This window comes from Deinococcus sedimenti, assembly GCF_014648135.1.
Classification (GTDB): domain Bacteria; phylum Deinococcota; class Deinococci; order Deinococcales; family Deinococcaceae; genus Deinococcus; species Deinococcus sedimenti.
The window spans coordinates 1-21047 of sequence record NZ_BMQN01000022.1 but is presented as its reverse complement, the minus strand read 5'-3'; the positions used below and the strand labels follow the sequence as shown (position 1 = coordinate 21047).

Sequence of the window (21047 nt, the reverse complement as noted above, 5' to 3'; positions counted from 1 at the left end):
CAGGCTGCAAACACCCCCAAAGGGCGTTCCTGAAACCTGGGTCTGTGCAGCATGCCTTCAACTTCTGCCGCGCACCCACTTCATCCCCCGTACAGTGGGCAGCATGGAGACCCCAGGCATCTGGGCGCGGATGCGCGCCTTTACCCGTGGCGAGCGTGACGCGCAGACCCTCTACGCTTACCGGCAGGCGGGCGCGGCGGTGCACCCTCTATTGGACGCGGCCGAACGCCGCCGCTTCGACCTGCTGGTGGGAGGCGTCAGTCCCTTTGCCCTCAAGCGCCATGTGGGCTTGGAACTGGCCTGCGCCTGGAACGCCTTCGCGCTGCAAGCCCTGGGGGACAAGATGCTGGCAGCTGACGAGACGGCCGATCCAGGCACCGTAGGCTTCGTGCCGCCCGTGACGTTTGATCAGGTGGAGGGGTACTACCAGCAGGTGCAGCGCTGGCTGGGCCACGCCAGCCAGGCGGCCCACGACCCCGACTTCGACCTGCCCAGGGGGACCCTGCCAGCCGCCCTCCCGGCCTGGTCACCCGTGGAGCCCTGTCCCCGGCCGCATCTGGAGGCCATGATGGCGGCGCTGGAGGCCATGCGCCTGCACGCCGAGGCGGCGATGCACGGCTTAGAGCAGGCCACGCCGACCAGCGATCACGCTAGACTGGCCAAACTCAGGGGCCAGTTTGCCGAAGCCATGTCCAAAGCGCAGTATGCGGCGGTCATGTACCGTCCAAACGCCTCCGCCGAGCTGCATGAGCAGATTGAGACCCAGGCGAAAGGTGCCATTGAAGCCCTGTACCGGGCGGGCCAGCTGATCAGCTATCCGGCCCTGATGAATGAGCGCCCACCGGGCACAGGGACGCCAAAGCGCCCACGGGGAGGTGGGCCCTTTCCGCATACGCCCTTGCCCGGCGAGAAGAGCTTCGACCCCTGGGCCATGACCGATCCAGATTCCACCGCTTCCCTGAAACGCAACCAGAACGCGGCGCGCGTGATCGGCGAGATGTGGGCTCTTGATCCTGATCCGGCCGCCAGCGTGGCCCTGTGGGATGAAATCCGGCGCGCTGTGGACACGGGCGGCGCGGCCATCGCCCGCAACAGCAGTGGCAAGCCCGTCGGGTTTTACTTCTGCACGCCCTACTGCGCGATCTATGAGGCCAAACGGCCTCTGACGCTGGGCGACACGGCGGTGGCGCCGGGGGAGCGCTTTACCCTCGAATGTGCGGCCGAGGGGGTCCGGGTCGGTTACCCCTTCAAACGGGAGATCGTGACCGGCACGTTCCAGAGTGCCGCCATTGACTACTGCGACCCGGATCAACCACCCCCCCATGAGTGACCTGCGTTGCTGAAGGGCACCTGACCCAGGCGGATTGTATTGTGGACGCCATGACCCGCTTCTCACTGGCCCTGTTAACTGCAGCCCTCCTGAGCAACGCCCACGCCGCGCCGCTGACGGTGACTGTGCTGCACACCGACGACCTGCATGGGCGCCTGGAGCCCACCAAGATCGGCGAGAACCTGTACGGCGGCTACGCCCGGCAGGCGACGCTGGTCAAGCAGTTCAGCGCGCAGGACCCCAATCCCCTGGTCCTCTCTGGGGGCGATACCTTCCAGGGCACGCTGTTCTACAACGTGTATAAGGGCCTGGCCGACGTGCTGTTTATGAATCTGATGGGCTACGACGCCATGGCCGTGGGCAACCACGAGTTCGACGACGGCCCGGAAGCGCTGGCCACGTTCGCCGAGCGCGCGCGGTTTCCGCTGCTGGCTGCCAATCTGGATGTGACGGCCGAGCCCCTCCTGAAAGACCTGATCAAGCCGTACGCCGTGATGAGCGTCGGCGGGGAGAAGGTGGGGGTCATCGGCGCCGTGACCCCTGACCTGCCGCAGATCAGCTCGCCTGGTCCCAACGTGAAGATGCTTGAACTCATGCAGAGCCTGCGCAGCAGTGTCACGGCGCTGCAAGGTCAGGGCGTCAACAAGATCTTCCTGGTCTCCCACCTGGGGTACACCCTGGAGCAGGAGGTGGCGCGCACCGTCTCTGGCATTGACGTGATTGTGGGTGGGCACTCGCACACCCTGCTGGGCACTTTCACTAATAAAGACTTCCCCGCCAGCGAAGGGCCCTATCCGACAATCGTGCCCAACCCGGATGGCAACCGCACCCTGCTGGTGGCGGCGTGGGAGTGGGGCAAGGTGCTGGGCCGCCTGAAAGTGACGTTCAGTGACAGCGGCGCGGTGGAAAGCTGGGAAGGTAACCCCGTACCCGTCACTGCCGACATCGCCGAGGACCCCACCGCCAAGCGCATGGTGGAGACGCTGACCGTGCCGATTGCCAACCTGCGCCAACGGGTGATCGGGCAAACCACGCGCGGCCTGAACGGCAACCGCGAGGTCGTGCGCCGGCGCGAGAGCACCATGGCCAACGTCCTGGCCGACGCCGCACTGGACGCCGCCCAGAATGCGGGGGCGCAACTCGCCTTTGTGAACGGCGGTGGCGTGCGGGCCAGCATCAACGCCGGCCCCATCACCTTCGACGAGGCCACCACGGTGCAGCCGTTCGGCAATACCCTGACGGTCCTGACGCTGACGGGCGCCCAGATCAGAGCAGCACTGGAGCACGGCGTGGCCACCTGGAGTGAGAACAAAGGTCAGTTTCTGCACGTCAGCCGCGGCGTGAGCTACACCTTTGACCTCGGGCGCCCAGCCGGCAGCCGCGTAGTGGCCGTGACCCTGAACGGCCAACCGGTTGTGGACGCCCAGACGTACAAGGTGGCGATGAACAACTTCACGGCGGGTGGCGGCGACGGCTTCACGATGTTTAAGGGGGCGCCTCGCCTGGACACGGGAACCCTGGACGTGGACATTCTGGTGCGCTACCTGCAGGAGCGGTCCGCAGTGGACGCTGAGCCGGAGGGCCGCATCGTGATTGTCAACGAGCCCAAACCGTAAGCAGGGGAAACGGCGCCCCCTATGGGCGCCGCTGCATGAAAAACCTGAACAGTGTCAGGCCCATTCAGTGTATATGGAGGGCCTGGAAGAACCGCTCTGCACCAAGCGAGATGCTGGTCTTTCGTTGCGTGCCAGGACACTGCCACACCGGGACCATGACCTTGCGGCCGTGCCTTTTCCTGCTCAAATCAGCAGAGAAGTTTTCCGGGCTTAAAGCAGCATGGGAGGCGTCGCCGCAAATCTGCTGGGACGCGTCATGGCACTCGATATCCGTGCGCCGCCCAGATTGAAGCGTGAGAGCGCTGGTCAGAGGATGGCCAATCTCCGGGAGGATGACCGCTTTCAAGACGCCATCCGGGAGGTCTGGCGAGACGGACACGCCCTGATTCCCCAGGCCTGGATTGAAGAGTGGCAGGAAGCACACCCAGTGCCGGCGCCGGAGTCAGAGGGTGACGACGATGGCGAGGACGCCGCACCTGAATTGGCTTGAAAGTTGCATGAAGCCTGTGAACATCAAGCCCAAAGGATACCGGGTGCACACAGCTTTCCTCGAGTCAGCGTACACTGATTGGCCATGCGGGGGTGAAACGACATGACCACCAAAGTTCGGCTCCGAACCAAGCAGAAGGTGGCGGCAAAGGCCATGATTGTTTTGGCCAAGCGCCAGGCCTCTCGCTTCAAGCGGGCTTCTCTGGTCGACGTGATGATGGCCACCGCCGCGCCGCAGGGTCCCGTTCCTGTGGTGACCCTGAATGCCCACCGGCCGCCGGGCAAGGCTCAAAGGCAGCCACAGACGCCTGACCTGCTACTCAGTGAGCCATACGACTGGGGGCCACAGGGCCGGCCAGCCGTGAAGCCCTTCCGCTATGTGGCTGAACAGGGCTGGGACATGGGCGAAGATTGACCTATCCGGCTCCGTTAGGTGTCGTGCTGGAAGTCGACTTCGCTGCTCAGCACCCGAGTGGCAACGAGCAGTCCGGCTTCCGGCCCGCGATCATCGTGGCGGTCCCGGATTTTCTGGCACCGCCACGTTTTCCCGGCCTGATGGTCGTCCCGTTCACGTCCCAAGTGGAGAAATTCAGGGACCTGAGTGAGGCGCTCTATTCAATGTATGCGAGTGGCTCTGGGGGCCTCACACGCGACAGCATCGCCTTGATTGATCAGGTGCGCTATGTGGATCAGGCCCGGATCACTGGACGATTGGGCCGCTTCACGGAAACAGAATATGAACCGGTACGGCGAGCGATCAATGTCATGTTCGCGTTCTGATCCAGGGCTGTGATGGCCTGTGGGGCTAAGGTCTAACCCGTTGACAGCAGGTCCAGACGGAATCCCCCCTGGACCTGCCGCTTTTTATCTGGGTCAAGGCTGCAATCGCTGGCGCCTATCCGTGAGCCGGCGTCGGCGTCACCGACAGGCTGGCCGTCACCGCCAGAATCAGGCTCAGCAGGGCCAGTTCCAACCCCAGCCAAGCGTCCACACGCCTCTGACGCGCCAGGCTCCGCCGGAGCAGCCCCGCCACCACCAGCACGGCGCCCACAAACGCCAGTTTAAGCAGCAAGACCCGCCCATACCGGCTGTCTGTGGTCGGCATCCCGCCCGCGTGTTCCCAGGAGGCGACCACCCCCGTGACGCCCAGCACCAGGACACAAACGGTCGCTACTGGCCCGAAACGGGCCAGGGCGGGCAGGCGCTCCTCCGGCCTGCTCACCAGGGTCAGCACGCCGCCCAGCCACACCGCCATTGCGCCGGCGTGGACGGCGTGCAGGAGCCGGACACTGGGACCGTGGGTGGCCCCATGGCCGAGCCCACCCAGGCCCCAGAGCAGCGTTCCGGCCGCCGCCAGACAGAGCCAAGTCGGCCAGCGGGCCAGGGCGCCGGCCAGCAGGAGGGCGGTGCCCAGCAGCAGGGTCAGCACCGCCCGCCCGGGCACCGTCTGTTGCAGGTAGGCTGGCACGTCCGGCAGGGTCAGGTAGCCCAGGGCGTGCAGGGTCAGCAGCACCTGCGCGGCGCTGCCGGCCAGCAACAGGCCCGCGCCCAGGGCCAGCGGGCGCATGCCAGGCTGGCCGTCGGGCCGCCATGACCGCGCGGCCACGCCGCCCACCAGCAGCGCGGCGCCCAGGTAGATCAGCCACTTGGCCAGGAGCAGGAGGGACACCGGCAGAGCCTACCTGACCGTGAAGGTGCGCAAGCCGGTCACTGGATGGCTGTCGTCCGACAGGATCTTCCACGCCACGACGTAGAGGCCGCGGGGCAGGGCCGGTTTCAAGGGCAGCTTGATGATGGTTGCGGTCGCCGGAAGAGTGGCGGCCCTCGTGGCCAGGGCCGCTGCGTTCGCCTCCAGAGCCAGGGCCTTGTCTGCGGCCTTCTGCGGGCTCGTCCCGGCTGGCACCTTCATCACGCGGAACGTGGAAAATCGGGTGGTCAGGGGCTCACTGAACTGCAGGGTGATGGCCGCTGGGGCCGTCACGGTACTGCCAGCAGCCGGGGTGACGCGGGTCAGGTCCGCATGGGCCAGGGCCGTGCCCGGCACCAGCAGGGCCAGGGCCAACGCTCGGATGCGCCCCCCCCTCACTTGACGGTCACCACACTGGCGGGACCCTTCTCCGGATCCTGCCCGTCCCAGGCGGCGACCGAGCCGTCACTGTAGGTCTGATAGATCTTCCAAGTCAGGTCACCTGCGGCGGCCGGGTTGCGGGCCTGGAAGAAGAACCGCGCGTACTCCATGAGGGCCACGCGGCCCTTCCAGATCACTTCGGTGACCAGGCCATCGGCATTCCTGGTGACTGTGCGGGTAAAGCCGGGGGTCACCTGAAAGCGGGTGATGCTCAGCCCCGCCGGCACGACGAGGCGAATCTGGGTGGTACTGATCTCTTTTTCGGTGGGGACATTGACGCGGTACGTCTCGGTGACGCCAACCTTGCTTTCACTCAGGCCGCTCTCGGTGCGAACAGTGGCGTGCGCGGCGGCCACAGACAGCAGGGCGGCGGTGAGCAGAGCTGCAACAGAACGGATCATGGAACTCCTCAATCAACAGTGAATCGGGCGGCTGAGCGGGCCGCAGGGCCCTTCGCCGGGCCGTGCGGCGGGTCAATCCGAAACCGGGTGGCGCTCGGGCCTGCACGCGCCACCCCGGGCGCAGGGCCAGCTGGCCGCACCACCAGACGCGGCTGGAGAAGCGCGCGCCCCCGGCCCGGCTCCGGATCGGGCACCAGGGCAAACGCCGCCGAGAAACAGAACACGCAGTGGGCGCCGTGCCCCTCGGGCAGCTCGGTTGACCCGCTGGGTCCAGGATGGCCCGCATGCGCGGCCGCGCCCGGGTTGGCCAGGGCCAGGGGCTCGCGGCCCAGGTACACGAAGGCGCCGAGGACACACAGGACACTCAGCAGCCAGCGCATCTGGGCCTGGGCCATCTTCTGCGCCGTTACCTGGACCGGCTCACTGTGCGGCCCCGCTGATGGTGATCAGGGTGTTGGAACCCTTCTGCACGGCCGTGTAGTGCAACTCGGCCGGCACGGTGCGGCCCATGAAGGCCGAGTAGTGGGTGGCCTCCCGCAGCTCGTCGTCCAGCAGCACAAAGCCTTTGTCTCTCAGAACCTGGGCGGCAATCAGCGGCTGCCAGCCGGACACCAGATACTGCTCGACCCGGCTCTCTCCAGCCCGAACTTCCTCGCGGTAACTCTGGCTGTCCGGACAGGTGGGGCTCAGGCCCGCGGGGAGCGGTGCCAGACCGTTCCACAGCGTACCAGGCGTCTCAATACAGTACAGCGGCGATTGCCAGCGCAGGCTGTCCACTAGCCACCACCCGACCGGCGTGCTCACCACTGCGCCGCCCAGCAGGGCAAGCGTTAGCGTCCGCCGTTGACCACTACTCGGTCGCATGATCCAGGGCATTGCGGATGGTGGTCGTGACGTGGTGGTCAAGCAGGCGGTAATACGCAATGCGGCCTTCCTTGCGGAAGGTGACGATTCGGCCGGTGCGTAGCAGGCGCAGTTGGTGACTGACGGCACTCTCGCTGATGCCCACCACCGCCGCCAGATCACAGACGCACAGTTCGGTGGTCTTCAGCGCACTTAGAATCCTGAGCCGGGTAGGGTCCGCCATCAGTTTCAAGAAGGCGGCGGCGTCCTCAATACAGACGTCCTCAGGCTGATGGGTGCGCGCCAGTTGGACGGCCTCCGGATGCAGGCAGGTCACTTCACACACGTCGTCCTGAGAGGCGGTTCTCATTACGTCAGTGTAGACGCTGGTGGATAAACTCGCCGTCACTGCATCACCGTCCTCACGTCTGTAGCGATCCGGTCCGTGAGGTTCAATTGCGTGTAGTCCCACACCACCCGCCGGTTGCCCTCACGGTCTACCAGATACACGCCGGTCGTGTGGTTAACCTCGTAGCGGTCGGGCGCCGTGATATTCGAATACTCAAACCCGACGCCCCAGGCGGCCGCCGCCTGACGCAGCGGCACCTTGGGAATCACCAGGCCGCGGGCGTCCGGGCTGAAGTAGCGCACGTACGAGCGCAGCTCCGCCGGCGTGTCCCGCCCAGGATCAACCGTCACCAGCAGACTCACAAAGTCCTTGCGGCGCCGCTCTGGAAGCGTCTGGCGTACCCGTTCCAGGGCGGCCAGGGTGGTAGGACAGATATTGGGGCAATTCAAAAAGCCGAAAAAGACGGCGACTGTTTTGCCCTTGAAGTCAGCCAGGGCCAGGGGCCGGCCGTCGTCGCCGGTGCCGGCCAGGGGCGGGGCCACTGTGCCAGGCGGGTAGGCTGTGCCGAGCAGGCCCTGCGGATTGCGCAGGCGGCTATAGAGCAGAGTGAGCGACAGCAGGGCCGCCACGGCCAGCAGCGCCAGGGTGAGCGAGCGCAGCCAGGGCCGGGAGGCCTGTGAAAGAGGAATTGAATCAGAGGTCATGGCGTGTCTTTCTCCTGTGTAAAGTCAGGGGTGCAGATGGGTCTGGGTGCTGTCATGGGCGCCGGGCGCTTCAAGCTGCACCGTGACATGTTCAATGCCGTGGCGAGTAGCCACTGTGCTGATCAGGGCGTGCACGTCGGCAGATGGCGCCGGGCTGACAAGATGCGCCGTGAGGCTGTGCTGGCCGCTGGTGACGCTCCACACGTGCAGATCGTGTACATCGGTGATCCCGGGGAGGGCCGCCAGTTCCGCCCGCAGCGCGTCCAGGTCCAGGCCGCTGGGCACCCCTTCCATCAGGACATTGACGCTCGCCTTGAGCAGCTGCCAGGTTCTCGGTAGCACCCAGAGGCCGATCAGCGCCCCGAGTACCGGATCAATCCAGGTCTGCCCGGTGAAGCGGATCAGGAGCGCGCCTACGATGACGGCCACTGACCCCAGCAGGTCACCCATGACTTCCAGGTAGGCCGACTTCATGTTCAGGCTGTCCCCACTGCCCTGCACCAGCAGGCGCGCACTGATGAGGTTGACCACAAGCCCGAGGGTGGCCACGATCAGCATCGGGGTGGTCTGCACCTCCACCGGGGCCCGCAGCCGTCCATACGCCTCGACAAGGATGTACAGCCCGATGGCGAACAGGGCCGCCGCGTTCACCGCGGCCGCCAGAATCTCCGCGCGGCGGTACCCGAAAGTGAGGCGGCGATCAGCGGTCCGCTGGCCGATCTTCAGCGCGAACAGCGACAGAGCCAGGGCCATCACGTCGGTGAGCATGTGGCCTGCATCTGAGAGCAGGGCCAGGCTGCCGGAGAGCAGGCCATAGATGACCTCAACGACCAGGAAACTGCCGGTCAGGAGCAGCGCCAGCGTGAGTTGGCGGGCATTGGCAGCGGCGCCGTGGCTGTGGCCGTGGTCACTCATGGTCCATCGTGTCCATTGAGTGGGACGGGGCGGTTGACGGAACGGTGACCTTGCGGGCCCCAAGCAACGCGTCGATGGCCTGGATTTCTGTGGTCTGAGCGCTTACCACCCGCTGCGCAAACGCCCGCACCTCCGGGCGGCGCACCGCGTTCAGAGCCGACGTGGCCATGGTCACGCCCCCCTGATGGTGCCGGCGCATGAGCAGCAGAAAGCGGGTCTCAGCGGTGGTCACCGGCAAGGTGTTCAGCGCGGCCTCTTCACTTGCTGGCGCCATGCCCATGGCCACACGGTCCATGCCCTTCATGGGCGCCTCCCGCCCGGCCAGCGGACGGCCCCAGGCCATCAGCCAGCCCTGCATCTGCCCGATCTGCGCCTGCTGGGTCAGCAGAATGTCCTGGGCCAGCAGGCGCACTTCGGGGTCGGCCGCGCGCCTCAGGAGGGTGACACTCATGTTCACGGCCTGGGCGTGGTGAGCGGCCATATCGCGGGCGAAGGTCACGTCCGCACTGGGCTCGCGGGGCGGCGCCGGCCAGACGACGGCCAGACCGGCACCCAGGGCGGCGGTGGCCAGCGCCGCGCCTCCCCAGCGAATCAGACCGTGTCGTCGTACGCGCCGCTGCATGAGGCTCCAATCTCGGGTGCTTCACCGCCCTGCTCATAGGTCTGGACGAACGCTTTGATCCGGGGGTCCGAAGCGTCTTGCACCTCCAACTGCTTGTTCCACGCGCTGAGCACGATGGGCGCCTTTTGCGTCTCGTGGGGCGAGAGCAGGGTGTAGGTCCGGCCGTCCAAGACCTCGCGGAGTTGTAACACCTGACTGGTCGCCACATCCGGCCTGTAGGACACCCAGACTGCCCCGTGCTCCAGGCTGTGCACCGCGTACTCGTCGTAGATGGGCCGTTCGTACACGCCGCAGTTTTGCCAGGCAGAGTTGTGTTCCCCGCCCGCCGGTGGGCGCTGCGCGTACTCCAGGCGGCCGGGCTTATGGGCGCCGCCCTCGAACTTGAAACTCTTGACGCCCTCAATCTCACCCCCAGTCTGATTACAGGCAGCGAGAAAGGCGGTGAGGGCCAGCAGCAACAGTCGTTTCATAGGGTCTCCAGACGATGACAGGAAGCGGGAATAGGGGCGTGGGGGCCATCAGGACAGAGGCTGCTTCCGCGCGTGGGCGGAGCGTCGATCCTGACGCCAGGAGAGGATGAGCAAGGCGCCTGTCCCGGCACACACCAGCACGTCGGACAGGTTGAAGACAGGAAATGGCTCTCTGGATACCGCTCTGGACACGGTGTCCAGGAGCGGTGACGTGAGGTAGTCCACCACGGCGCCCCGCATCAGACCGTCCAGTCCATTGCCCAGCGCGCCCGCCGCGATCAGGGCCAGCGGCCAGATCCAGCGGCGGGGCACGCGGCCCAGGCCCAGGGCGCCCACGAGGCCGAGACCGACGAGCACCCGCAGCATGGCCAGAGGCGCGGCAAAGCCGCCCAGCAGGCCCCACGCCATGCCCGGATTCAGGGTGAAGCCCAGGTGAAGGACACCTGGAAACAGTGGGCGATTCACCCCTGACTCAAGGGTGGTAACGGCCCAGGCTTTCAGGAGGCCTTCGGCGACCAGGAGCGCCAGGACCAGGAGAAGGGGGCGCCACTTCATGCGGTGCCCTTGAGCGCGGCGAGCAGGCCCGGGCGCTGCTGGTCCACCGTGCCGAAAAAGACCTGCTCGCCCACCACGGTGACGGGGGCGACCCGCACGTCGGTGACCTGGCGCAGCGCCGCCAGGGCGCCTGGGTCCTGGCGCAGATCTCGTTCGGTGTACGCGGCGCCGCAGCGGCTGAGCAGCCGCGCGACGGCGTGGCAGTCCGGGCAGTTGGGCACGGTGTAGAGGGTGATGGGCGCCTTTGCGGCCGTCACGCGGGCACCGCAGCGTCCGTGTGGGGAGCGGGAGTGGTCGGGGCGTCCTGGCCTTTCCAGCGCAGCAGCCGCAGGGCGTTGGCGGTGACCAGGGCAGTGGCGCCGGTGTCGGCCAGAATGGCCATCCAGAGGTTGGTGTAGCCGAGCAGGGTGGTGACGAGGAAAATGGCCTTGAGGCCCAGGGCGAAGGCAATATTGACCTTGATGTTGCCCATGGTGGCGCGCGACAGGGCCACCAGGTCGGCCACACCCGAGACCCGCTCACGTAAGAGGGCCGCGTCGGCGGTTTCCAGGGCCACGTCGGTGCCGCCCCCCATGGCGATGCCCACATCACTCTGGGCCAGGGCGGGCGCGTCGTTGATGCCGTCCCCGACCATCGCCACGCCGCCCTGCGCTTTGTAACTGGCGATGAGGCGCAGTTTGTCTTCGGGCAGCAACTCGGCCTGCACGTCCAGCCCCAGGTCCCGGCCGATGGCCTGCCCGGTGCGGGTGTTGTCGCCGGTGAGCATCACTGTTTGAATGCCCAGGTCCTTCAGGCGGGCCAGCGCGGCGCGGGCGTCGGGGCGGGGTTCGTCGCGGATGGCCAGAACGCCCAGAGGCGTGGCACCTTCCAGCAGCACGACGGCGGTGCGGCCCTGTTCCTCGAAGGCGGTGATGGTGCTGAGGAGCGCCGGACTCAGGGGGGCGAGTTCTGCCGCGTGACGGGGGGAACTCACGCTCAGGGCGCGCCCCTCCACCGTGGCGCTCGCCCCTTTGCCCGGCAGGGCCTGCGCGCCCTGAGCGGCGGGGATGGTCACGCCCTCCTGCTGCGCGGCTGCGGTGATGGCCTTGGCCAGCGGGTGACTGCTGCCGGACTCCACCGCCGCCGCCAGGCGCAGGACCTCGGCCCGGCCCACCTGGTCGCCCACAATGTCAGTGACCCGGGGCCGGCCGGCGGTCAGTGTGCCCGTTTTGTCAAAGGCGATGGTCCTCACCGAACCGATGGTCTCCAGCGCGCCGCCGCCCTTGATGAGCAGGCCGCGCCGGGTCCCAGCGCTGATGGCGCTGGTGATGGACGCGGGTACGCTCAGCACCAGCGCACAGGGGCAGCCGATCAGCAGCAGGCTGATGCCCTTGTAGAGCCAGTCATGCCAGAGTCCACCGAAGAACAGCGGCGGGACCAGAGCGACCAGGGCAGAGACCAGGACCACCACAGGGGTGTAGTACCGGCTGAAGCGGTCAATGAAGCGCGCGGTGGGGGCTTTGCTCCCCTCGGCTTCTTCCACCATGTGGATGATGCGCGCGATGGTGTTGTCGGCCGCCGCCTTGTCCACCCGGAGCTGTAGGGTGCCGTCGGTGTTGATGCTGCCGGCATAGACCGCGTCGCCGGGGCCTTTCACCACCGGCACACTTTCGCCAGTCACTGGGCTGTCATCCAGACTGGAGGTGCCGGTCAGGATGGTGCCGTCGGCCGGCACGCGCGCGCCCGGGTTGACCTGCACCGTCTGACCAACCTGCAAGGCGTCGGCCGGGACTTCCCGGGGCTGCGCGCCGTCCAGCAGCAGGGCCGTTTTCGGAGCCAGGGCCGCGAGGGCCTGAATGCCGGCGCGGGCCCGTCCAGCAGCCACGCCTTCGAGCAGTTCGCCGACTGCGAAGAAAAAGACCACCACGGCGCCCTCAGCGGCCTCCCCGATGGCCACGGCGCCAATCGCCGCCAGGCTGACCAGCATGTTGATGCTGAATGGATCACCCAGGCGCGCACTGGCAAGCGCTTTCTTCGCCAGCGGCCAGACGCCGAGCAGGGTGGCGGCGATGTAGCCGGCAGTCGACAACGACGGCTGCAGGAAGCCCAGCAGCCAGGCCAGCGCCAGCAGCGCGCCGGACACCACGACCAGCCGGCCCTGACCCGTGCGGTACCACGGTGTACCTGCGGGCGCGACCTCATGAGTGTGGCCAGCATGCTCGCCGTCAGGGTGATTGTGGAGCTGAGAACCGGCCGGCGCGGCTGACCCGAGCAGGGCGGGCACGTAGCCCAGCGATTTGAGGTTCTTCTCCAGCAGGCCCCTGGGCGTCTGCCCTTCATCCAGGTGCAAGGTCAGGGTCTGCTTGGTAAAGCTGGTCTTCACGTCACTGGTGCCGGGCAGTGTGGCCACCATGCGCTCGACCGTCTGCACGCAACTGGCGCAGTCCATACCCTCGACAAAGTAGGTCAGATGGTCCGAATGATCGTTCCGGCTGGAGGAGGGGGTCATGGCTCTATGATAGCTGAGCTGTCACTCATATGTAAATCTACTCAGATATGAAGGTGGTTTGACTCGGGGTTCATCAGGGCAAGGGGGACTGGGGCGTACGTTCGGGGCTCAGGAGGCACCACGATGACTGAACAAGATCAGATCAGAGAGCACATGCCCGTTGTCTGCGCCGATGGCCAGCCCCACGGCCAGGTGGACCGTGTGGACGGCGAGTACATCAAGCTCACCAAGGACGAGTCCGGCCAGCATCACTGGCTCCCGCTGAGCGCGGTGGATCACGTGGATGAGCATGTCCACCTCAACCTGAGCCACGTCCAGGTGCATCAGCAGTGGCTGAGTGAAGACCCCCATCCCGAGCACCGGGAGTAAAAGGCTGGGCGGAGTGGCGACCCCTGATCAGGAGTCGCCGCTCTTTCTTGACCCTGTCTCCTGACGCACCTGAGCGAGATACGGGTCGGTTGCCGTGCCTGGCTCCCGCCTCGTCTGCTGGAAGCGAAAGGTGCGCCAGAAGTGCACGGCCCCTGCCCCCAGGGCCAGGAGCGGCGTGGCCCAAACCACCAGATTCAGCCCCTGCTTCGGTGGTTTCAGCAGTGTGGCGCTGCCATATCGGGCCACCATCAGACCATAAATATCGCGCTCACTCTGGCTCGCTTTGACCTGATCGCGTACCTCGCGCCGCATCTGAATGCTCAAGGCGTCGCCGCTCTCGGTGATGGGCAGGCCGGTGCACGTTGGACAGCGCAAATTGCCCCCGATCTGACGTGCCTGCGCGTCCTGTGCAGGCGTGAGGGCGGTCGCAACCGGCAGCGTGACGCTATGAGCGTGAGGGCGGTTCGCATCATGGCCACTTGATCCCGATGCGGCTCAGGCCTTCACTCAGCCGGGCTGGGGTGAGCCCACCCCGGTCTGCACTGCGGACGATGCCCTGCCGATCAATGAAAAACGTTTCCGGAACGCCACTAACCCCGTAATTGATGGCCGTGCGGGCGCCCGGATCGATCAAACTGGGGTAGGCCAGGGCGTATTCCCGGATAAAGGCCCGGGCATTTTGCAACTCCGGCTCCTGAAACGAGATGCCCAGGACCGCAAGGCCCCGGTCACTCTGGGTCTCGCTCAGTGAGCGCAGCAGCGGCGCTTCGTCGCGGCAGGGCAGGCACCAGGAGGCCCAGAAGTTCACGACCACGGGACGTCCCTGCAGGCTGGCCAGCTCAACTTTCACGCCGTCCAGGCTGCGCAGGGTAGAGGCGGGGGCAGGTTTGTCCAGCAGGGGGCTTCCAGCTATGCCTGAGCGGCCGGGGCGCAGGAGGGCGGCAATCAGGGCGGTCACCAGCACGGCCGATATCACTGGCGGCAGCCAGCGGCGCCAACCGGCCAGCCGTTTAGCCACCACGGCGCTTCCCCGTATCGGATCCCCGAACCCACCTGATCTTCATACCTGCACATCCATTCATATACACACATTAGAATGCAGTTGTGCTGCGGGCAAAGACAGTTGCCTCTGCTGGGGGTGAACCGTCAAGCGGCGCGGCGCCCGGTCAGCCAGCGCTGGCGGCTCCACACCAGCGCGAGGCCGATGCCGGCCAGGAGGGGCGCCCAGTCGCCCCAGCGAACAAAAAGGGTCCGGGTTTCAGCGGTTCCATACGGCGCGGTGAAGGCGCCCGCCACACCACGGGGAAAGCGGGCGACCACCCGTCCCTGGGGGTCGACAGCCGCGCTGATGCCGTCGTTGCCGGCCCGCACCCACCAGCGCCGAGTTTCGATGGCGCGCACGCGGCCCATCTGGAAATGCTGCTCCGCGCCGCTGGACGGCCCAAACCAGGCGTCATTTGAAGCGGTCACGAGCAGATTGGCCCCCTGAGCCACCAGGGCGCGGGCCACCGCTGAGAACGTGGACTCATAGCAGATCAGGATGCCGGCCCGGAGGGCGCCCAAAGCCAGAGGCTGCGTGGTGGTGCCGGGCACTGTGCCACTCAGGGGCGGCAAGCCCAGCCCCGCGAACACCGCGCGGTACACCCCGCCGAGCGCGGTGCGGGCTGGAAAGAATTCGCCGAAAGGCACCAGCTGCCGTTTGTCCTGGCGACCCAGAGGCTGTCCCGCCTGCACTGCGTACACGCTGTTGCGCAGGCCGGCGTCCTGGGTGGGGGCGCCCAGGAGCAGAGGCACTGGCACGGCGGTGAGCGCGCGGCGGACAGGCGCCGTGGTGGGGGCTTGCGGCGCCGCCGTCTCCGGCCAGACGACCAGGGTGGCGGGCGCGGCGCGCAGGCCAGCGGCCGTCAGATTCAGGTAGTGCGTCAGTTCTTCCGTGCGGCGCCCCGCTGCTTTCAGCCGGGGATCAATGTTGCCCTGGACCAGCAGGACCTGCTGTGTGCCCTCAGGTGGGGATGGGCGGGTCAGGCCGTAGCCAGCGGCCAGCAGCACCGCTCCCAGCACTGCGCTTCGTCCCGACCGCTGCCCCGACACCAGGGCGGCCGCACTCAAAGCCACCAACAACCCCACCAGGGCAATCCCCCCCAGGTCCGCCACCTGCACCAGGGGCGTCGGCGCCCAGGCGTAACCCAGGCTGCCCCAGGTGAACCCGAATGGGCCGGTGGCGCGCAGCGCGTCCATCACAGTCCAGGCCAGGGGCAAGCCCCACAGCGTCGCAGGCCCCAGGAGCCAGCGGGTCAGGGCGGCGGTGAGCCCCCACAGGATGGCCAGCGTGGCGATCAGCAGGGCACTCAGGATGACCGCACCCGGACCCAGGAAGCCCGAAAGGCTGCTGGGCAGCCACAACAGGTGGGCGGCGAAGAACCCGGCGCCGAAGAGCCAGGTGAGTTTGAATGTGTCGGCGGGGGTACGCCGCGTGATCTCACGGAAGAGCAGGGCCAGAGGCACAGGGGCAAACCAACTCCAGACCGAGACGAGAAACACTGTACCAAGACCGCCACCCAGCGCGGCCCAGAACACATCAGCACGCCAGTTACCGTGAAGTGGAACAGGCCAGGAGCGCATCCTCTTCAGCTTACCTGCACATCCGCTCAGATTTAAAAGAAGCCGTACGGATTCACAGGAATGCCTGCTTGATACACCCGGAAATCCAGATGGGGACCGGTGCTGTTGCCAGTGCTGCCCACACGCGCGATGACCTGCCCCGTGGCCACCTGCTGGCCCGTGCGCACCAGATTGACACTGTTGTGGCTGTACCGGGTGGTCAGGCCGCCGGCATGTTCCAGCACGACCGTCCAGCCCCAGCCGTTGCGGGCATCAAAGACCGCGCTTTTGACGAAGCCGGCCATGGCCGCGCGGATGGGCGTGCCGGTCGGGGCCGCCAGGTCCAGACCACCATGCTGAGCATTGAAGGGCGTGGTCAGGCGGCCCTGAACGGGCGGCACCGCGCTGACGCGCACCGAAGCGGCGCGGACAGTCACCCCAGGTGTTGAGGCCAGCCGTGTGGGCAGCGTCAGCCTCTGGCCAACTTGGAGCTGGTTGGCTCGAATTCCTGGATTAACTTGGAGCAGGGCCGTGACCGTGGTGCTGTTGCGCACCGCGAGGCTGGACAGGGTGTCGCCCGCTTTGACGGTGACGCTGGCGGCCGAGCCCAGAGAGATCAAGGCAGCCGCCACGAGCGCCGCACCAAACATGTGAATCTGCATAAGACGGCGTGAATGTACCAAGTGTCTCGGACTAAAGGATGAGCAGGGATTCATAGATCACACGCGTGGAAGCGGCTGTTGCTCCGGCTGCTTCGCTCCACAGGCCGTGAGCCGGCGTGCAGCCGTTCATGAGACGAGTCCCCAACTGGGGCCTCGTTTCTGCACAGCTTGTCGGGACCTCAACCGTTACTCCAATCCCTGCTGAATGGCCGCTTCCAGCGCCTGTACGCTGAGCTGCTCAAGCCGCTGGCCGTTGACGAAGAAGGTAGGCGTGCCACTGACCCCGACGGCCAGGCCGTCCTGCCGGTCGCGTTCGACCAGCTTCCGGACGTCTTCTGAGTCCAGACTCCGCTGAACTTGCTCGCGGTCAAGCCCCAGGTTTGCAGCGTAGTCCAGGAACTTGCTCGTCTGCGGGGTCTGCTGCTCGCCCCACTCGGACTGCTTGGTGAACAGGTAGTCCCGGGCTCGCCAGCGTTTGGCTTCATCCTCCTGGGCGGCCGCCTCAATCAGACCCGCAGCGAGCACGGAGTTGGTGTGCAGCGGGAAATAGCGCGCGACCAGACGCACCTCACCGCCGTACTTCTCCAGCAGCTTCATCAGGTCGGGCTCAATGGCCCGGCAGGCTTCACATTCGGGGTCAAAGAACTCCACGATGGTGACCTTGGCGTCGGCGGGCCCCAGGGCAGGGCTATCGGCACGGATGAGGCGTTCACGGGCGTCGGTGGGCAGGGCAGCCTTCGGGGTGGCGCGGTTGGCCAGGCTCAACGCCAGAATGGTGGCCAGGACGGCGAGCGCGCCGAGAGTCAGGAGAACGATGGGTGCTTTATGCGGTGGACGGGTCAGACGGGTCATGCGGTACCTCGGGGTTTGGTGAGCAGCAGGCTGAGGGTGATGACGGTAAAGGCGGTCAGGCTGAGCAGCGGAATCGTGATAAAGCCCAGCCACTCGATCTGCCGGGCGGTGCAGGACACGCCCGCTGCACACTGGGTCAGGCCCTCGGGGATGACGCCGTAGTACAGCAGGTTGTGATAGGCGGCAATGAGCAGCCCCGTGACCGAGAGCGGCAGACTGTAGGCACGCAGGCGCGTGTCCTGCGTCAGCAGACTGACGAGCAGCACGAAGACAAGCGGGTACATCATGAGGCGCTGGTACCAGCACAGGGTGCAGGGGGGCAGGTGCATCACTTCGCTGAAATACAGGCTGCCCGTGGTGGCCACCACCGCCTGCAACCAGGCGACGTACGGCCAAGCCCACCGCCTCTCAGAGAATATCTGCATTTCTGAGACCATATTCAGATACTCTAGCGGAAGATGGGATGTGAGGAGGCGATCTTGGGCCGACCGGTTGTGGGCGGCCCATCAGGTCAACAGATTGTCCTCCCAGAGACAAAAGCGCGTGGAGCGAGATGTCCCGCGCCATAACTGCATCCGAAGACAGCACGGCTCTGCTGGCAAGGGATGGCCGTTATCCACCGATACTGACCGCCGAGCAGCTGCACCGCTATTTCCGCTTTGACGATCACGACCGCGCTGTCCTGGCCCAGAAAAAAGGCAAACACAACCGCCTCGGCTACGCCCTCCAGCTTGCCACTGTCCGCTTTCTGGGCACCTTCCTGACTGATCCCCTGGACATGCCTGAGGCGGCTATTCAGTACGTCGCTCAGCAGCTTGACCTCACGGTCAATCCCGTCAAACTTGACCGCTACCGCACGCGCGAAACCCGCTGGGATCACCGCCACGACATCCAGGCCCGGTGGGGCTACCGCGATTTTTCAGGCATTCCGGCCTTTTTCGACCTGGCACGCTTCGTATCTGCCCGCGCCCGGTTGATGGCCGAGCCGCCCAGCCGCCTGCTGGATCTCAGCACGGCCCGCCTGGTCGAGCGCCGGGTGCTGCTGCCCGGCGTCACCACGCTGACCCGGCTGATTGCCCGCATTCAGCACCGGGCTGATGAGCGCCTCTGGCGTGATCTGGCAGCCCTGCCCAGTGAAGCCCAGGTGACGGCACTTGAAGCCCTGTTGGACGTTCCCCCTCGCTCCTCGGTCTCTCGACTTGATCGACTTCGGAAAGCGCCGCTGTCGGTCTCTGCCACTGGACTCGTCGGTGCGCTCAAGCGGGTTGAAGCGGTGCGGCGGGCCGGCGTGACCACTCTGGACCTGAGCGGTTTTCCTGAACAACGGCTGAACACCCTCTTCCGCATCGGGATGGGCGTCAAAGCCCAGGCGCTGCGGCGCATGACCCGCTCCCGGCGCATCGCCACCCTGCTGGTGACGGTCAGTCGCCTTGAAGGTCAGGCCCTGGATGACGCCTTGACCCTGTTTGAAAGCCTGCTGACCGACCTCTTCAACCGGATTGAACGCAAAGAGGACGGCACGCGGCAGGATCACCTGCCGTCACTGGAAGAAGCGGCCCGGCGCAGCAATCAGCTCACCTTGGCTTTCTTGGAGAGCCTGGGGCAACCGCCCCAGGACTTCCCCACTTTCGCGGCGCGGGTGTTGGCCCTGGTGCCTCAGGAACAGCTTCAGGCCGCGGCGGAAACGGTTCAGGCACTGACCCGGCCCAGAAGCGAGACCCGGCTGGAAGGGCTGCTCAGTCGCTACAGCTATGTGCAGCAGTTTCTGCCAGCCCTGCTGAGGGCGGTGACCTTTGAGGGCAGCGCCGCTGGAGCGCCGTCCCTGGCCGCGCTTCAGGCGTTGCGGCGTCTGGAGCGCCGATCACAGGTCATGGCCACCGAGGTGCCGCTCACGCTCGTCAAGGGTGACTGGAGCAAGCTCATTCCCGGAAAAGGGCCACTGAACCGGCCTGCTTTCACCCTTTGTGTCCTCGACCATCTGCATCTGGCCCTGAAGCGCCGCGACGTCTTCGTGCCGGCCAGTCCCAAATTTAGTGACCCTCGCCTGCACCTGCTGTCGGATCAGGCCTGGACGGCCCTAAGGGCCGAGGTCTGCCGGAGTCTTGACCTTGACCTCGATCCGCAGGTGATGCTGGCGCAGTTCAGTGCCCAGTTGGACGAGCGGTACCAGTTGGTGGAAGCCCGCCTGCCGCAGAACGCCGCGGTCTCCCTGGCAGAAGAAGAGGGCCGCACCGTGCTGGTGCTTCAGGAGGACGAGGCGCTGCCCGAGCCGCTCAGTCTGCGGCACCTGCGGGAACTGGTGGCGAGGCGGATGCCCCGCCTGGATCTGCCGGATCTGCTCCTGGAAGTGCACCGCTGGACGGGGTTCGCCCACGCCTTCACGCATTTGAGCGAAGCGCGAACACGGGTGGACCACCTCGACGTCAGCGTCTGCGCGGTTCTGCTGGCCGAAGCGTGCAATGTCGGGTTGGACGCGGTGGTTCAAGCAGAGACCGAGTCGCTAGGGCGCGGCCGCCTGTCCTGGGTGGATCAGCATTACCTGCGCGCCGAAACGATTGCGAGTGCCAATGCCCGCTTGATCGAGTTTCAGACCACCATTCCGACGGTGGCGGCATGGGGGGACGGTCAGGTGGCCTCCGTGGATGGGCTGCGCTTCCGGGTCCCCGTGAAAACCATCTACGCCGGCCAGAACCCCAAGTATTTTGGCGTTCGCAGTGGCGTGACCTATGTCAACTTCATCTCCGATCAGTACAGCGGTTTTCACGGCATCGTGGTGCCGGGCACCCTGCGCGATTCCCTGTTCGCCCTGGACGGCATGATTGAGCAGAACACGGTGCTGCGCCCTCAGCAACTCGTGTCGGATACAGCGGCCTCGTCGTACATGGTCTTCGGGTTGTTCCGCCTGCTGGGCTATCAGTTCAGCCCGGAGCTGGCCGATCTGCGCGAGCGAACCTACGCGCGCATGTCCCGAGAAGCGCAGTACGGGAAGTTGAATGCGCTGGCGACGTCGCAAGTGAGCACCGCGCTGATTGCCACCCACTGGGACGATCTGTTGCGCCTCGCGGGGTCACTGATGACCCGAACGGTGCGGGCTTCGGATCTGCTCAAAGTGATCGGCGTCAAACCCAAAAGCGCCCTCACGCGGGCGTTGGAGCAGGTGGGACGGATCGCCAGTATGCTCCACCTGCTCAGTTATCACGATGACCTGCTCTACCGCCGCACCATCGGCACCCAGCGCAACCGCCAGGAGGCGCGGCACCGGCTGGCCCGGGCCGTGTTCCAGGGCCGACATGGCGAACTGCGGCAACATTACGTCGCCGGCATGGAAGATCAGTTGGGGGCCCTGGGCCTGGTGGTGAACGCCATCATTCTCTGGAATGCCCGTTATCTCGACCTCATCCTGAATCAACTGCGTGCCGAGGGCATGGAGGTGCGGGACGAAGATGTGCAGCGGCTGTCGCCGCTGAAGTTTGAGCACATTCACCTGGGCGGCCGGTACCACTTCTCGCTGACCTCACAGATGCCAGCCGGTCAATTCAGGCGGTTACGCGACCGAGACGAGGTGGAAAGCTGAGGCAAGGGCAAAAGCCCTCAGCACCTGACACTTCGGGAAACTGACGTGCTGGCAGTTGAGAACGGCATTCCGAGGAGCC

General features: G+C 66.1%; 24 protein-coding genes. 6 read left to right on the top strand and 18 right to left on the bottom strand.

Annotation, left to right across the window (positions count from 1 at the left end; genetic code table 11):
* Positions 1-103 precede the first annotated feature (103 nt).
* The 4 genes from IEY69_RS19475 to IEY69_RS19460 all read left to right on the top strand — a co-directional run bounded on the left by IEY69_RS19475 (position 104) and on the right by IEY69_RS19460 (position 4215).
* Complete coding sequence (locus IEY69_RS19475) at positions 104-1330, top strand: hypothetical protein (protein WP_119672381.1); 1227 nt, start codon at positions 104-106, stop codon at positions 1328-1330.
* A gap of 50 nt (positions 1331-1380) precedes the next feature.
* Positions 1381-2946, top strand: coding sequence for a bifunctional metallophosphatase/5'-nucleotidase (locus IEY69_RS19470; protein WP_119672382.1), 1566 nt, complete (start codon positions 1381-1383; stop codon positions 2944-2946).
* A 592-nt stretch (positions 2947-3538) separates the two neighbouring features.
* Positions 3539-3850 carry a hypothetical protein gene (locus IEY69_RS19465; RefSeq protein WP_119672383.1) on the top strand — a complete coding sequence of 104 codons (312 nt, stop codon included), beginning with the start codon at positions 3539-3541 and terminating at the stop codon, positions 3848-3850.
* A gap of 23 nt (positions 3851-3873) precedes the next feature.
* The gene (locus IEY69_RS19460; RefSeq protein WP_189074781.1) at positions 3874-4215 is read left to right on the top strand and encodes a type II toxin-antitoxin system PemK/MazF family toxin; all 342 of its coding nucleotides are present in this window, start codon (positions 3874-3876) and stop codon (positions 4213-4215) included.
* A 115-nt stretch (positions 4216-4330) separates the two neighbouring features.
* Here IEY69_RS19460 and IEY69_RS19455 read toward each other — a convergent pair whose 3' ends face one another.
* From IEY69_RS19455 to IEY69_RS19400, 12 genes are all read right to left on the bottom strand, one after another.
* Complete coding sequence (locus tag IEY69_RS19455) at positions 4331-5104, bottom strand: CopD family protein (RefSeq protein ID WP_119672385.1); 774 nt, start codon at positions 5102-5104, stop codon at positions 4331-4333.
* Positions 5105-5113: 9 nt separating this feature from the next.
* A complete protein-coding gene (locus tag IEY69_RS19450; RefSeq protein ID WP_229756052.1) occupies positions 5114-5497 on the bottom strand; it encodes a copper resistance protein CopC in 384 nt (127 codons plus the stop codon).
* Positions 5498-5517: 20 nt separating this feature from the next.
* The gene (locus IEY69_RS19445) at positions 5518-5964 is read right to left on the bottom strand and encodes a DUF1775 domain-containing protein (RefSeq protein ID WP_119672387.1); all 447 of its coding nucleotides are present in this window, start codon (positions 5962-5964) and stop codon (positions 5518-5520) included.
* A 420-nt stretch (positions 5965-6384) separates the two neighbouring features.
* Complete coding sequence (locus tag IEY69_RS19440; protein ID WP_119672413.1) at positions 6385-6768, bottom strand: hypothetical protein; 384 nt, start codon at positions 6766-6768, stop codon at positions 6385-6387.
* A gap of 46 nt (positions 6769-6814) precedes the next feature.
* The gene (locus IEY69_RS19435) at positions 6815-7177 is read right to left on the bottom strand and encodes an ArsR/SmtB family transcription factor (RefSeq protein WP_114673598.1); all 363 of its coding nucleotides are present in this window, start codon (positions 7175-7177) and stop codon (positions 6815-6817) included.
* 35 nt (positions 7178-7212) lie between these two features.
* Positions 7213-7860, bottom strand: coding sequence for an SCO family protein (locus IEY69_RS19430; RefSeq protein WP_119672388.1), 648 nt, complete (start codon positions 7858-7860; stop codon positions 7213-7215).
* 24 nt (positions 7861-7884) lie between these two features.
* Entirely contained in the window at positions 7885-8775 is an 891-nt protein-coding gene (locus tag IEY69_RS19425) for a cation diffusion facilitator family transporter (protein ID WP_119672389.1), read from the bottom strand.
* Positions 8768-9397, bottom strand: coding sequence for a DUF305 domain-containing protein (locus IEY69_RS19420; protein ID WP_083524294.1), 630 nt, complete (start codon positions 9395-9397; stop codon positions 8768-8770). Before IEY69_RS19420 ends, IEY69_RS19425 begins: the two co-directional genes overlap by 8 nt.
* On the bottom strand, positions 9367-9867 hold the full coding sequence (locus IEY69_RS19415) for a thioredoxin-like domain-containing protein (RefSeq protein WP_058979684.1): 501 nt from the start codon (positions 9865-9867) through the stop codon (positions 9367-9369). Before IEY69_RS19415 ends, IEY69_RS19420 begins: the two co-directional genes overlap by 31 nt.
* Before the next feature lie 48 nt (positions 9868-9915).
* Positions 9916-10422: a signal peptidase II gene (locus tag IEY69_RS19410; RefSeq protein WP_058979686.1), complete on the bottom strand. Its 507-nt coding sequence runs from the start codon at positions 10420-10422 to the stop codon at positions 9916-9918.
* A complete protein-coding gene (locus tag IEY69_RS19405) occupies positions 10419-10679 on the bottom strand; it encodes a glutaredoxin family protein (protein ID WP_058979688.1) in 261 nt (86 codons plus the stop codon). Before IEY69_RS19405 ends, IEY69_RS19410 begins: the two co-directional genes overlap by 4 nt.
* Positions 10676-12910: a heavy metal translocating P-type ATPase gene (locus tag IEY69_RS19400; RefSeq protein ID WP_119672392.1), complete on the bottom strand. Its 2235-nt coding sequence runs from the start codon at positions 12908-12910 to the stop codon at positions 10676-10678. The genes IEY69_RS19405 and IEY69_RS19400 overlap by 4 nt, the downstream gene beginning before the upstream one ends.
* A 123-nt stretch (positions 12911-13033) precedes the next feature.
* On the opposite strand from IEY69_RS19400, the gene IEY69_RS19395 reads away from it, so the two are divergent.
* A complete protein-coding gene (locus IEY69_RS19395; RefSeq protein WP_119672393.1) occupies positions 13034-13279 on the top strand; it encodes a DUF2171 domain-containing protein in 246 nt (81 codons plus the stop codon).
* Between the two features lie 27 nt (positions 13280-13306).
* On the opposite strand, the gene IEY69_RS19390 is transcribed toward IEY69_RS19395, so the two are convergent.
* The 6 genes from IEY69_RS19390 to IEY69_RS19365 all read right to left on the bottom strand — a co-directional run bounded on the left by IEY69_RS19390 (position 13307) and on the right by IEY69_RS19365 (position 17819).
* Positions 13307-13717: a cytochrome c-type biogenesis protein gene (locus IEY69_RS19390; protein WP_188846372.1), complete on the bottom strand. Its 411-nt coding sequence runs from the start codon at positions 13715-13717 to the stop codon at positions 13307-13309.
* A 31-nt stretch (positions 13718-13748) separates the two neighbouring features.
* Positions 13749-14297 carry a TlpA disulfide reductase family protein gene (locus IEY69_RS19385; protein WP_229784137.1) on the bottom strand — a complete coding sequence of 183 codons (549 nt, stop codon included), beginning with the start codon at positions 14295-14297 and terminating at the stop codon, positions 13749-13751.
* Positions 14298-14425: 128 nt separating this feature from the next.
* The gene (gene lnt, locus IEY69_RS19380; RefSeq protein WP_189074780.1) at positions 14426-15856 is read right to left on the bottom strand and encodes an apolipoprotein N-acyltransferase; all 1431 of its coding nucleotides are present in this window, start codon (positions 15854-15856) and stop codon (positions 14426-14428) included.
* Positions 15857-15933: 77 nt separating this feature from the next.
* Entirely contained in the window at positions 15934-16542 is a 609-nt protein-coding gene (locus IEY69_RS19375; RefSeq protein WP_119672397.1) for a M23 family metallopeptidase, read from the bottom strand.
* A gap of 186 nt (positions 16543-16728) precedes the next feature.
* On the bottom strand, positions 16729-17394 hold the full coding sequence (locus IEY69_RS19370; protein ID WP_229756055.1) for a DsbA family protein: 666 nt from the start codon (positions 17392-17394) through the stop codon (positions 16729-16731).
* Entirely contained in the window at positions 17391-17819 is a 429-nt protein-coding gene (locus tag IEY69_RS19365) for a disulfide oxidoreductase (RefSeq protein WP_119672398.1), read from the bottom strand. Before IEY69_RS19365 ends, IEY69_RS19370 begins: the two co-directional genes overlap by 4 nt.
* A 128-nt stretch (positions 17820-17947) precedes the next feature.
* Here IEY69_RS19365 and IEY69_RS19360 point away from each other — a divergent pair, with 128 nt between their 5' ends.
* Positions 17948-20968, top strand: coding sequence for a Tn3 family transposase (locus IEY69_RS19360; protein WP_189074779.1), 3021 nt, complete (start codon positions 17948-17950; stop codon positions 20966-20968).
* The last annotated feature ends 79 nt before the right edge of the window (positions 20969-21047 follow it).